The sequence below is a fragment of the Halomonas sp. TA22 genome (assembly GCF_013009075.1).
Classification (GTDB): Bacteria; Pseudomonadota; Gammaproteobacteria; order Pseudomonadales; family Halomonadaceae; genus TA22.
The window spans coordinates 293,254-306,544 of record NZ_CP053108.1; the positions used below are offsets into that span (position 1 = coordinate 293,254).

Here is a 13,291-nt window from a genome sequence, read left to right on the forward strand (position 1 = left end):
AGGCCTTTCAAGCTATCGATGCACACCTGCTCAGGCTATCGGCGCGCCTGACCTGTCAAAGCGATGCCCGGCCAGGCCTGCAAGCGTCATTTGTCCTTGCGGCGTGCCTGCAGCAGCGCCGCACCCAATGCCCCGACTGGTGCCGGCTCCTGAAGACCCTGGCCCTGGGACTGGCCTCGCGATTGGCGACGCGCTGGCTTGCCGCCGGGGTGTGCTCCCTTGTCGCTGCGCGGACTGCGCTGGCGGGAGTCGCCCAGCGGGTCGTCAAGGCGCATGGTGAGGCCAATGCGGGCACGCGCCACATCCACGCTCATCACCTTGACCTTGACGATATCGCCGGCCTTGACGACGCTGCGCGGATCCTCGACGAACTTGTCTGAAAGCGCCGAGATATGCACCAGGCCATCCTGATGCACGCCGATATCGACGAAGGCGCCAAAGGGGGTGACATTGCTCACGGTGCCCTCTAGCAGCATGCCGGGCTCGAGATCCTTGAGCGTCTCGACCCCTTCGCGGAATTCGGCAGCCTTGAACTCGGGACGCGGATCGCGCCCCGGCTTGTCGAGCTCCTTGAGAATGTCGGTGATGGTCGGCACGCCGAAGCTGTCGTCGACGTAGTCGGCCGGCTTGATCGCCTTCACGGTGGCGCTGTCACCGATCAGGCTCGCCACCTCGCGCTTTCGCTCACCGGCGATGCGCTCCACCAGGGGGTAGGCTTCGGGGTGCACGGCGCTACCGTCGAGCGGGTTGTCGCCGCCCATGATGCGCAGGAAGCCGGCACACTGCTCGAAGGTCTTGGGCCCCAGACGACTCACCTCGAGCAGTGCGCGGCGATTGCGGAAGGCCCCCTGCGCGTTGCGCTGCGCCACGATGTTCTCGGCCAGCGTCACGTTGAGCCCCGAGACACGCGACAGCAGCGCCGGCGAAGCGGTGTTCAGGTCCACCCCCACGGCGTTGACGCAATCCTCGATCACCGTCTCGAGGCTGCGCGACAGCTGCAGCTGCGAGACGTCGTGCTGGTACTGGCCGACGCCGATCGACTTCGGCTCGATCTTGACCAACTCGGCGAGCGGGTCCTGAAGACGCCGGGCGATCGATACCGCGCCACGAATGGTGACGTCGAGATCGGGAAATTCGCGTGAGGCATACTCCGAGGCGGAGTAGACCGAAGCGCCCGCCTCGCTGACCATCACCTTGGCCAACTTGCGCGGTGCGACGCGCGGCGCCACTTGCTTGATCAGCTCGCCGGCAAGCTTGTCGGTCTCGCGGCTGGCGGTGCCATTGCCCACCGCGATCAGCTCGACGCCGTGCTTCTCCACCAGCTTGCCGAGCACTGCCAGCGATTCGTCCCAGCGGTTGTGGGGCGCATGGGGATAGAGGGTGGCGTGCTCCAGGAATTGGCCGGTGGCATCGACCACCGCCACCTTGCAGCCGGTGCGCAGCCCGGGGTCGAGCGCCAGGGTCGCCTTGGGGCCGGCCGGTGCGGCAAGCAGCAGATCCTTGAGGTTGGCGGCAAAGACGTCGATCGCCTCACCCTCGGCGCGCTCGCGCAGGCGTCCCATCAGCTCGGTTTCAAGGTGCGTATAGAGCTTGACCCTCCAGGTCCAGCGCACCACCTCCTTGAGCCAGCGATCGGCGACGCGCCCGTGATCCTGGATGCCCACATGCCGGGCAATGGCTACCTCGCCGGGGTGGATCGGTGCCTCCTCCTCTCCCGGCAGGCGGATGGCGAGCGCCAGCACCCCCTCGTTGCGTCCACGAAACATCGCCAGGGCTCGGTGCGATGGCGTCTTGGCCAGCCGCTCGTCGTGTTCGAAGTAGTCGGAGAACTTGGCGCCCTCCTGCTGCTTGCCGTCGATCATCCGAGCGCTGAGCTCCCCCTCCTCCCACAGCCGCTCACGCAGACGACCGACCAGCTCGGCATCCTCGGCGAAGCGCTCCATGAGGATCTGCTTGGCGCCGTCGAGCGCCGCCTTGGCATCCTCAATGGCGGGAATCTCCTCCTCGGCGGGGCGTAGATAGGCCTGGGCCTCGCGCTCGGGGTCGAGTGCAGGATCATTGAGCAACGCATCGGCCAGCGGCTCGAGCCCCGCCTCGCGAGCGATCTGCGCCTTGGTGCGGCGCTTCTTCTTGTAGGGGAGGTAAAGATCCTCGAGGCGCTGCTTTGAGTCGGCGGCGAGGATCAGCCCTTTCAATTCGTCGCCGAGCTTACCCTGCTCGTCGATGGCGGCGAGCACCGCCAGGCGCCGCTCCTCGAGTTCGCGCAGGTAGCGCAGCCTCTCGTCAAGCAAACGCAGTTGCGTGTCGTCGAGCGCACCGGTCACCTCCTTGCGGTAGCGGGAGATGAAGGGCACGGTGGCGCCGCCATCGAGCAGCTCGACGGTGGCCGCCACCTGCTGGGGGCGAACGGCTTGAGAAGAGCTTGAGGAGAGTTCCTCGGCGAGGCGGGCAATGATCTTGGCGTGGGCGTCCATGAATGCTGATAAACCTTTGTCAATCGACGATATCCAGACAGTCGCGACAAGGTACCATAAACCTCACGCTCACGCCGACGCCCGCTCGCGCAGCAGGATCAGTGGCCCTGGCGACGGCTCTCCAGCGCGTTACGGTAGACCGCCGCCAGCCGGTAGAGGCCATGCACGAACTTGCCATAGGGCATGGTGACGAACAGCGACATCACCACACCGAGGTGAATCACCAGCAGCAGCCCCAGCGCCGAGGTCTCGCGAAACAGCATCAGGGCAAGGCCGGTGGCGCCGGTCAACCACAGCAGCGCGATGAAAGCCACGTCCATGCCTAACTGTTTGCCATCGCCGGTATTCTCGTCACGCTTGAGCTTGAGATAGAGCAGCCCCGCCGGGCCGATCAAAAGCCCGATGCCCCCCAGGGTGCCGAACAGCTTGGGCAGGCTTGTCAGCTCATAGGGCGCCACCCAGCCGAACACATAGTGGTAGATCGTACCGGTCACCGTGGCGGCGAAGCTGAGCATGAAGCCGTAGAAGGTGAAGTGGTGGAAGTAACGCCTGGCATGGGAGTGATAGCCATCGGGATAGGTGCATCCCACCTTGCCGTGGCCATGCAGGTGGCGCAGGGCGAAGGTCTCGGCCAGCGCCTGTCGCCAGCTCTTGCCATCGCCCAGCGCCCTGGCCCCCTCGCCGCTCTCGCGCCAGAAGTTGGCGGACCCCATCCCCAGCGCCAGCAGCACGAACAGTGCCACGCTGCCGAAGGTGATCACCATCACGTTATGCGGAATCAGAGCATAGAAGTCACCACCATGCTGATTGCTGACCAGCGGTGCCAACCCACCATTCAGAGCAATGGCGATCAGCAACAGCAGTGTCACCCCAAAGGCCAGCGCCAGTGCCGTCACCAGGCCATTGCGATCGAACAACCGGGCCAGAGGGCCGGGCCAGGCGTACTGACGATAGGACTCGGTGCGCAGCTTGGACAACGACTGCGGCACATTGACCGCGAACTCATGCGGCGGCGCGTACTGGCAGGCGTAGAAACACTCGCTGCAGTTGTGGCACAGGTTGGCCAGGTACTTGAGATCCTCCGGGCTGAAGGCGCGGCGACGCTCCATGGCCGGAAATACCGGGCAGAACCCTTCGCAATACCGGCAGGCATTGCAGATCGTCATGTTGTGGCGCGCCTCATCGATCAGCGCATCGATGCGCTGTCCCTGGCCAGGCGCCGCCGAGCGCTGCGTGGCTGTCTCAGTTGCTTGCACTGTCTCAGGTACTTGCATAGTGTCCTGCCTCTGTTCCCGCGATACGTCCAAATACCGTGCCGATGGTCATGCCGAAGCCGGCCACATAGCCCTGGCCTAGAATGTTGCCGGCCATGATCTCGCCGGCAAGAAAGACGTTGTCGGCAAGCTCGCCGCTCGCCATGTACATCCTCGCCTTTTCGTCGACCTCGGCGCCGAGATAGGTGAAGGTGATGCCGGTGCGCAGCGGATAGCCGAAGAAGGGCGGCTCGTCGAGCCGCTGCGCCCAGTGGGTCTTCTCCGGCGTGATGCCCCGTGTGCGGCAGTCGTCGAGCACGCTGTGATCGAAATGGCCGGGCTGCACGGCGGCGTTGAACTCATCCACGGTCTTGAGCAGCGAGGCCACCGGCAGGTCGAGCTTGAGCGCCAGCTCCTCCAGGGTGTCGGCCTGCTCCGGCGGAAAGACCGAGGGCATGAAGCGCCCCACCGCTTTCGCATCGGTGATCGAGTAGCCGATCTGATCGGGCTGGCGAGCGATCAAGCGGCCCCAGATCGCGTAGCGCTTGGGCCAGAAATCCTCGCCTTCATCGTAGAAGCGCTCGCCGTCACGGTTGACGACGATCCCAAGCGACACGCAGTCGACCCGGGTGACGATGCCACCGTCGTATTTCGGCGATCGCGCATCGATGGCCACGGCGTGCCCCTGGGTTGGATCGCCGATCGACTTGGCGCCATTGTCGAGCAGCGAGCGCAACATCTTGCCCTGGTTGAAGCGCGTGCCGCGGATCAGGAAGTTGCGCGATACCGGCCCCCAGGCCTCCTCGAGCCACGCCTGGTTGGATTCGAAACCGCCCGAGGCCACCACCACCGCCTTGGCGCTGACCTGATGGGTCTCTCCTCCGATACTCACCAGGGCATGGTCGAAACGCTTGCCGTCGAATACAAGCTGCTGTGCCTCGGCCTCGTAGATCACCTTCACGCCCAGCCGCTCGGCGGCATGGTAGTAGGTGTTGACCAGGGCCTTGCCGCCGCCCAGGAAGAAGGCGTTGGTACGCCCCAGATGCAGCGTCCCGCCAAGCGAGGGCTGAAAGCGCACCCCGTAGCCCTTCATCCAGTCGGTACAGGTTTCCGAGGCGCGTATCACCATGCGCGCCAGGGCTTCGTTGGTCTTGCCACCGGTGACCCGCCACACATCCTCGAAGAACTCCTCCTCCAGATAGGCGTCGGTCAGCACATCGGTGGGTGCGGTGTGCATGCTGCGCAGGTTGCGGGTATGGATACTGTTGCCACCACGCCATACCTTCGGCGCGCTCTCAAGCATCAACACACTGGCACCCTGCTCGCGCGCCGACAGCGCGGCACACAGCGCCGCATTGCCGCCACCGATCACCAGCACGTCGTGATGCACGAGATCGCCGGAGCCAAGTGACGGTGCGTTCGTGGATTTGGGCATGGCCAGACACCTTTGGATTCTTTTAAATACAACTGTATTCAAGCGTGTTCAAAATGACAAGAGACGGACGGCCCTTTACCATGCACTAGGCAATGGCAACCGAGCTTCACATCATGGCGGAACGCAAGACACGCAAGAACGCGCCGGTGACATCGAATCATCGTGGTGAGCCGCGCAGTGAGCAGGCCTACCGCTATATCGTCGAGGCAATCAAGGACGACACCCTGCCACCCGGCACCCGGGTGCGCGAAGTGGATCTTGCCGAGCGAATCGGTCTGAGCCGCACCCCCGTGCGCGAGGCGCTCAATCGCCTGCAGCTCGAGGGGCTCGTGGCCAACGACCCGGCCCGCGGCATGATCATCACCGAACTCGACCACGGCATGATCAGCGAGCTGTATGCCATGCGCGAGGTGCTCGAAGGCACCGCCGCCGGTCTTGCGGCCCGCCACGCCTCCGATGTCGAGATCGGCTTTCTGCGCGAGATCAGCGAGCGCGATGCCCAGCTCACCGAGGTTGCCGACCTGGTGAAGAACAACAAGCTGTTCCATGGCACCCTCTACCGCTGCGCGCATAACCGTTACTTGCTGAAGATGCTGCACACGCTCCAGGAGTCAATGATGCTGCTGGGACGCAGCACCCTGGCCAAGCCGGAGCGCCAGCAGATCGCACGCGCCGAGCACGGCGCCATCATCGATGCCTTGGTGCAGCGCGATCCCGCCGCCGCCGAGCAGCGGGCCCGCGAGCACATCCGCGAGGCCTACAAGGTTCGCCTCGGCGCCTTCTTCGACAGCGATCGCTAGCCGACGACCCGCCTCTCAGGTACGGATCGCGAAGGGGTCGCGGTCCTCCTCCGAGAGGTCGATCATCAGGTTCTTCACCTCCAGGTATTCATCCAAGGCTCGCAGGCCACGCTCGCGGCCGATGCCGCTGGCCTTGACGCCGCCGAAAGGTGCCTGGGCCGCGCTGGTGCGGTAGGTATTGACCCATATCCCGCCCACTTTGAGCCGCTTGGCCACACGGTGCACACGACTCAGGTTCTGGGTCCAGAGGCCCGCCACCAGGCCATAAGCGGTGCCGTTGGCAATCTCGATCGCCTCGGCCTCGTCGTCGAAGGGGATCACCGCCAGTACCGGGCCGAAGATCTCCTCCTGGGCAAGCTCGCTGTGTGGCGCCACGTCGACGAATACGGTGGGCTCGACGAAGCACCCCTGAGCGAACGCCTCCCCCTGCGGCACGCCGCCACCGACACGCAACCGGGCGCCCTGTTGCCTTGCCCGCTCGATGAAGGCAAGCACGTTGCGATGCTGCGCCTGGGTCGCCACCGGTCCCATCTCAGTGGCCTCGTTCAACGGATCTCCGAGCCGGATCGCCGCGGCACGCTTGCACACCGCCTCCGCTACCTGGTCGTAGATCTCGCGCTGTACCAACAGGCGCGAGCCGGCGATGCAGGTCTGCCCCGCCGCGGCGAAAATGCCCGCCACGGCCCCGGTCACGGCCTGCTCGAGATTGGCATCGGCGAATATGATATTGGCCGACTTGCCACCCAGCTCGAGGGTCACCGGAGTAAGGTTGTCGGCCGCCACCCGCGAGATCGCGCGGCCCGTGGCGCTGCCGCCGGTAAAGCTGATGAGGTCGATATCGCGGTGTGAAGTAAGTGTCGCCCCCACCGCGCCGTCGCCGGTCACCACGTTGATCACGCCGGCGGGAAAGCCGGCCTGTTCGCACAGCGCCGCAAATTCAAGCGTGGTCACGCTGGCCATCTCCGAGGGCTTGATCACCACCGTGCAGCCCGCGGCCAGTGCCGGTGCCAGCTTGTTGGCGAGAATCGCCATCGGCGAGTTCCAAGAGGTCACCAATGCCGCCACGCCCCTGGGCTCGCGAGTGGTGAAATCGACCAGCTCCGGACGATCCAGGGGAATGCTCTCGCCATGCAGCTTGTCGGCCCAGCCGGCAAAATAGCGATAGTTGCGTGCGGCAAAGCGCATCTGTACTCGTGTTTCGCGTATCACCTTGCCGTTGTCGGTGGTTTCGAGCCGGGCCATGCGTTCGGCATCTGCTTCGAGTAGGTCCGCCAGACGATGGAGTAACGTCGCGCGCATCAAGCCGGCACTGGCACCCCAGCCCTCGTCGAAGGCCCGGCGCGCTTCGGCCACCGCCGCATCGACATCGAGCTGTGTCGCCTGCGGCAGGTGGGCCCATATACGTTGGTCGAGCGGATTGATGGCGGGGAAGTTGCCGCCATCGGAAGCGTCACGCCACTCATTGCCGATACGCAGTTGATAGATCTTGACCACGGCTTGTCTCCTGTAGCGTCAGCGGAAGGGGTCGAAGAGGTAACCCACCGGCCAGCGCAGGTTGAAGGCGTCGGAGAGCCCGAACAGCATCGCAATCAGCACCAGGGCGCCGATCAGGGTCGCCAGCCAGCTCATCTTGCCGACGAAGCGGCAGAAGGCGAAGGTGAACAGTGCCACCGAGGCCATCAGGCCGATCAGGGCAATACCTGCATAGAGTCCACCCAGCCACAGAAAGTAGGGCATGGTGCGTCTGAACTTGGCGCCGTACACCGGCTCCAGCGCTTCCGCCGAATCGTTGGCCCGGCGCAGGCGTCGAAAGGTCAGCACGGCCTCTATCGCTATCAGGCCCAGCGTGGCGATCGCCACCACCTGGGGCATCAGCCGGGCGGTGAAGGGGTAATCGGCCGAGATGATCAGCGCTGCCGTGATCACGCCGGCCAGCAACACGATGAACAGCAGCTCTTCCCATAGACGCGTCGTCATCAGCTCTCTCCCAACCCTTTGCTTTTGGCCCGTACACCGGCGATCACTACGGCGACCGCGAGGGCGCCGATCACCAGCACGATCGGGTCGGCAAGCCACGACCAGCCGTAGCGCGAGGCCGAGATGGTCAGGTAGCGCTCGATGCTGGGCGCCAGCACGAAGCCGATCAGCACCGGGGCGCGCGGCCAGTCATAGGTCTTGAGCAGCCAGCCGAACAGGCCGACCGCCATCAGCGTCACCAGGTCGCCCCATTGATGGGTATTCTGATAGGCGCCCACCAGCATCACGATGAGCAGGAAGGGGGCGAATTTCTTGGCCGGAATGGTGCTCAGCCGGGCGATGGGACGCGACAGCATGAAACAGGCCAGCGCCCCCACCACGTTGGCCAGCGCCAGCGTCCAGACGATGGTCAGGGTGATCGAAAGGTCGGTGGTCAGCATCGACGGGCCTGGCTGTATGCCGAGCAGGATCAGTCCGCCGAGCAGCACCGCCGTGGTGCCGCTGCCGGGAATCCCGAACAGCATGGTGGGTATCAGCGAGCCCCCCTCCTTGGCGTTGTTGGAGCTCTCCGGCGCAATCACTCCGCGCACGTCGCCCTTGCCGAAGCCGCGCTTGTCCTTGGCGCTCTGTACCGCCTGGCCATAGGAGAGCCAGTCGACCACCGAGCCGCCAAGACCGGGTATGGCACCCACCGCCACCCCCAACGCCGAGGAGCGCAGCACCAGCCAGCGGTGGCGGAAGGTGTCGCAGATCCCCTCCTTCCAGCCGCTGGAGACCGCCTTGACCTTAGAAACCGCACGGTTGTCGGCCAGCAGATCGATGATCTCCGGTACCGCGAACAGGCCCATGGCCAGAATGGCCAGCGGGATGCCGTCCATCAGATAGACGCTGTCGCCGACGAAGCGAAAGGTCACCGATGCCGGAGCCGAACCCAGCATCGCGATCATGATGCCGAACATCGTCGCCAGGATGCCCCGGAAAGGGTACTTGCCGGAGAGCAGCCCGACCACGCACAGCCCAAGCACAGTGAGCATGAACAGGTGCGGCGACTGGAAGGCCAGCACCAGCGGGCGGGCAATGGGCAGGATCAGAAACAGCACCAGCGCCCCGATCAGGCCACCGATCATCGAGGCGCTGAAGGCCGCGCTCAAGGCGCGCCCCGCCTGGCCCTGCTGGGCCATGGGGTAGCCATCGAGAATCGTTGCCTGCGAGCCCGCCGACCCGGGCACCCCGATCAGCACGCTTGGGAAGGTGTCGGCGGTGGCGATCACCGCCGCCATGCCGATCAACATGGCAATGGCGGCATGCGGGTCCATCCCGTAGACGAAGGGCAGCAGTAACGACATGCCCACGACTCCCCCCAGGCCAGGGAGAATTCCTACGATCAGTCCCACGCCCACGCCCAGCAGCATGAAGATGAGTCGTGATGGGTCGAGCACCAGAGCCAAGGCATCGAACGCGGCAGCTATCACGGCGTCGAGCTCCTTTCAAGAAAGGCAAGAAAGGGAGCGCCGCTCACGGCCCCCCCATGCATGTAGGGCGCCATTACAGATCGGCGTCGTAGCGCTCCTTGAAGGTTTCGCGCAGATACTCAAGCGCCTCGTCGGAGATCTCCAGCGTCGCGCTCATGGCGGTGTAAGCATCATCGCCCACCAACCACTCATAGGGTCCGTTGGCCTCGATGGAGTCCTCGTGGAATGCCTCGTCCTGCCTCGCCTGTTCGAAGGCATAGCGCAGATCGTTGAGCGCCTCCTCCGGCGCATCCGGCTTGGCCCAGAGCATCTTGATGCTGCCGGCCGAGAGCACGGCGCGATAGGCATCCCATGCCACGCCTGACGGTGCCTCGCCATGCCGCTCCTCGTACACTTCGGCCACGGTCGGCATATCCGGGAAGGCCGGATCGCGAATCAGCTCGCCATCGGTATCGATGATGCCGAGGCTGAACAGCGGCACCGCAACGCCCTCCTCGATCAACGGCTCGACGTTGGAGGTGTAGGCGCTGGTGGTCTGGAAATCGAGGTTGGTCTCGCCCTGCTCCAGTGCCAAGCGAGTCGGCCCACGGCTCTCATAGCCGAAGATCGCCTCATGGGGCAGATCGAGCAGAGCGAAGGCGGCCAGCGCCATGGAGCCGATCGCCTGCGGTGAGACCTCGCCATAGATCAGTTCGTCGACATCCCAAAGCTCCTGGGGACCTTCGATGCCGAGCGTGCTGCTGGCATATACCACCCCACCCTGGGCCATGGCCACGACCGGCACGTAGTCTCGGAAGTCGTAACGCACGGCCTGGGAGCCGTACATGAAGGGAAACACCTGTCCGGCACTCTGCAGCAGTACGGTCTTGCCGTCGCCTCTGGTGCGCAGCTCGAATTCGTTGGTACCCTGCACGCCACCCGCGCCGGGACGATTGATCACCTGGACGCTGGCATTCTCGCCAAGGAACGGCCCGATCGTGGCGGCGATGTAGCGCCCCCAGGTATCGGCCCCGCCGCCGGGTGCCCAAGGGGTGAGAATTTCCAGGGTCTCGCCGTCGTAGAAACCGGTGCGCTCGGCGTAGGCCGGCGACATCGCTCCCAGGGCGAGCCCCGCCGCGGCGATGAGCATGGCCGCACGGCGAGCGTGATAGAGGGTATGGCCCTTATTGTTCATGTTGTATCTCCTCTGGAGCTGGTGCACGTTCCGACAGACGTTCGAGTGCGCCGTATCGGTAGTGCTCTCACTCTATGACATACCGGCTCAGCATGAATGTATACTTTAGTATTCAACTGACCTCAAAGTTATGCGCAAGTGTCCTAACGAGCGTTTCCGCCTGCTATATTGGCTACGCGCAAGCCGGAAGTCCGTGGAACGCCGGCCGCAAACGGCAGCCACAGCGAGGAAGAACACATGGAACTGGGCATGGCGGGAAAGGTGGCCCTGGTCACTGGCAGTAGCGAAGGCATCGGTTTCGAGACAGCCTGCGCGCTGGCGGCCGAAGGCGTACGTGTGGTGCTGGTCGCAAGGCGACTCCACCTCCTGGAACAGTCCGCCGAGCGGATCGCCACAGCCACCGGCCAACGGCCGACGATCGTGGCGGCCGACATGGCAACTCCCGAGGGGCCAGCTGCCGCGATTGGCGCCGCCATCGAGGCGCACGGGGCCCTCGACATTCTCGTCAACAATGCCGGTAGCAGCGCCGCAGGCCCTTTCCTCAACGCCGACGATGCGCTGTGGCAAGAGGACATCGAGCTCAAGCTGATGGGGGCGGTGCGCTGCATTCGCGTCGCGCTGCCCTATCTGAAAGCGTCATCCGCCGCCGCCATCGTCAATATCACCACCTCGGCGGCCAAGGCGCCGCCGGGGGCGTCGCTGCCCACGTCGGTAACGCGCGCTGCCGGCATCGCCCTGACCAAGTCGCTGGCCAACGAATTGGGAGGCGATGGCATTCGTGTCAATACCGTTTGCGTGGGGCGCGTGCGCTCGGCGCAAGTGGAGAGGCGCTGGCAGCGTGAAGCCTCCGAACTGAGCTGGGAGGAGTACTCCGCCCGCCAAGGGCAGAGCATCCCCCTGGGGCGGCTCGGCGAAGCTCGCGATGTCGCCAACTGCATCGTTTTTCTCGCCTCGCCACTCGCTGCCTATGTCACCGGCGCCAGCCTCAATGTGGATGGAGGCAGGGGCCCCACCGTCTGAACGAGACGTACGCCATCAACGACAACATCCGTACAGGAGTTCGCTATGCCCACCGTCGCCCACGCCCTCGTGGAAGGTCTTCGCCGTGAAGGCATCACCCATGTGTTCGGCATCCCCGGCACTCAGAATCTGGCGATTCTGGATGTGATCCGCGAGACACCGGATATCCGCTTCATCCTCACCCGCCATGAGCAGGGTGCCGCGTTCATGGCCTACGGCTATGCTCGCGCCGGCCATCGCCCCGCCGTGGTCACCGCCACCGAAGGGCCCGGCGTGACCAACATGGCCACCCCCTTCGGGGCCGCCTTTCGCGGAAATGTGCCGATCATTGGTCTCAATGGGCTTCAGGAGGCGTGGCTGCGCGAGAAGGATGCCAGCCAGGAGATGGACCAGATCGCCTTCGTCAAGCCGATCACCAAGTGGGCCTACTCGATCACCGGACCCGACAAGGCACAGGAGGCGCTGCGCAAGGCCTTCCGCGTAGCGTTGAGCGAACCTCCCGGCCCCGTGCATCTCGAAGCCTCATCGGAAATCTACCTCGACGAGACGCCATTGGAACAGCAATCGCCTGCCCAGTATCGGGCCATGGCGCTGCCCAGTGTGGCGTCCGCGATACTCGACCAGGCCGCCGAGCTGTTACGCTCCGCGCAGCGCCCGGTAATACTGGCCGGCAGCGGCGTGCTGCGCGAGCGAGCCAGCGCCGAGCTGATCGCCTTCGCCGAGCGCCACAACATCCCGGTGGCACCGCTGCAGTTCAGCCCCGACGCCTTCCCCACCTCGCATCCGTTGGGGCTCGGCCCGCTCGGGCGCAACGGCTGGAGCAGCGCCAACCGCGTGGTCAAGCGCGCCGATGTGGTGATCGCGGTGGGCGCGCGCATGGATCTCTTCTCCACCACCTTCAAGCATGGCCTGATCCAGGCTGACGCCAAGCTGATCCACCAGGCGGCAAGCACCGACCCCATCGGCACGATCTTTCCAGTCGACGTGGCCGCGGTCGGCGCCACGCCAAGCTTCCTTTCGGGCCTCACCGAGCGCCTGGCCGACAAGCGCTGGGCGTGGGTCGACGTGGCAGAGGAAGTGTCGCGCTGGGAGGAGGAGCGCCTGAGCCTTGTCGAGCCCGAAGCCGAGCCGATCCAGCCACCCTTCGTCGCCGACGTGCTGCGCCGTACCCTGCCCCGCGGCGGCATCATGGTGGTCGACGCCGGCAATGCCGGCAAGCACGCCCGACAGCACTTCGTCAGTTACGCCCCCGATACCTATCAGTTCATCGACAACTGGGCGGCGGTGGGTGCGGGCTTTCCCACCGCCATCGGCGCTGCCCTGGCGCGCCCCGACGTTCCCGTGCTCGCGGTACAGGGCGACATGGGCTTCATGTGCAATATTGGCGAGCTCGAGACCGCCGTTCGCGAGAAGATCAAGCTGGTGGCGGTGATCTTCAACGACGAGGGACTAGGCAACGAGCGCGCCTTTCAGGATGCCCACTACGGCGGGCGGCATTTTGCCGTCGATTATCGCAATCCCGACTTCGGTGAACTGGCCCGCATCTTCGGCGCCCATGGCGAGACCGTGACCCGCCCAGGCGATCTGGAGGATGCCATGCGGCGTGCCTTCGCGGCGGACGGCCCTGCAGTAGTCAACGTGATGATCGACAAGCATCATCTCGCCCCCGTGCTGTTCAGCGCCTGA

The 13,291-nt window shown here is 64.9% G+C and carries 10 protein-coding genes; 3 read left to right on the forward strand and 7 right to left on the reverse strand.

The features are described from left to right. Window positions 1-86: 86 nt before the first annotated feature. From HJD22_RS01360 to tcuA, 3 genes are all read right to left on the reverse strand, one after another. Complete coding sequence (locus HJD22_RS01360) at window positions 87-2,474, reverse strand: Tex family protein (protein WP_208656648.1); 2,388 nt, start codon at window positions 2,472-2,474, stop codon at window positions 87-89. A gap of 98 nt (window positions 2,475-2,572) precedes the next feature. Next, entirely contained in the window at window positions 2,573-3,730 is a 1,158-nt protein-coding gene (gene tcuB, locus HJD22_RS01365) for a tricarballylate utilization 4Fe-4S protein TcuB (protein WP_217267797.1), read from the reverse strand. Between the two features lie 4 nt (window positions 3,731-3,734). Further along, window positions 3,735-5,162, reverse strand: coding sequence for an FAD-dependent tricarballylate dehydrogenase TcuA (gene tcuA / locus HJD22_RS01370; RefSeq protein ID WP_208656650.1), 1,428 nt, complete (start codon window positions 5,160-5,162; stop codon window positions 3,735-3,737). 113 nt (window positions 5,163-5,275) lie between these two features. Here tcuA and HJD22_RS01375 point away from each other — a divergent pair, with 113 nt between their 5' ends. Beyond that, complete coding sequence (locus HJD22_RS01375; protein WP_208656651.1) at window positions 5,276-5,962, forward strand: GntR family transcriptional regulator; 687 nt, start codon at window positions 5,276-5,278, stop codon at window positions 5,960-5,962. Window positions 5,963-5,977: 15 nt separating this feature from the next. On the opposite strand, the gene HJD22_RS01380 is transcribed toward HJD22_RS01375, so the two are convergent. The 4 genes from HJD22_RS01380 to HJD22_RS01395 all read right to left on the reverse strand — a co-directional run bounded on the left by HJD22_RS01380 (window position 5,978) and on the right by HJD22_RS01395 (window position 10,585). Further along, a complete protein-coding gene (locus HJD22_RS01380; protein WP_208656652.1) occupies window positions 5,978-7,456 on the reverse strand; it encodes an aldehyde dehydrogenase in 1,479 nt (492 codons plus the stop codon). 18 nt (window positions 7,457-7,474) lie between these two features. Then, a complete protein-coding gene (locus tag HJD22_RS01385) occupies window positions 7,475-7,939 on the reverse strand; it encodes a hypothetical protein (protein WP_208656653.1) in 465 nt (154 codons plus the stop codon). Further along, window positions 7,939-9,411: a tripartite tricarboxylate transporter permease gene (locus HJD22_RS01390; protein ID WP_217267798.1), complete on the reverse strand. Its 1,473-nt coding sequence runs from the start codon at window positions 9,409-9,411 to the stop codon at window positions 7,939-7,941. Before HJD22_RS01390 ends, HJD22_RS01385 begins: the two co-directional genes overlap by 1 nt. Before the next feature lie 73 nt (window positions 9,412-9,484). After that, a complete protein-coding gene (locus tag HJD22_RS01395) occupies window positions 9,485-10,585 on the reverse strand; it encodes a tripartite tricarboxylate transporter substrate-binding protein (protein ID WP_208656654.1) in 1,101 nt (366 codons plus the stop codon). A gap of 237 nt (window positions 10,586-10,822) precedes the next feature. Here HJD22_RS01395 and HJD22_RS01400 point away from each other — a divergent pair, with 237 nt between their 5' ends. Together HJD22_RS01400 and HJD22_RS01405 are read left to right on the forward strand one after the other, a co-directional pair. Continuing rightward, the gene (locus HJD22_RS01400; RefSeq protein WP_208656655.1) at window positions 10,823-11,605 is read left to right on the forward strand and encodes an SDR family NAD(P)-dependent oxidoreductase; all 783 of its coding nucleotides are present in this window, start codon (window positions 10,823-10,825) and stop codon (window positions 11,603-11,605) included. A gap of 45 nt (window positions 11,606-11,650) precedes the next feature. Continuing rightward, on the forward strand, window positions 11,651-13,291 hold the full coding sequence (locus HJD22_RS01405) for a thiamine pyrophosphate-binding protein (RefSeq protein ID WP_208656656.1): 1,641 nt from the start codon (window positions 11,651-11,653) through the stop codon (window positions 13,289-13,291).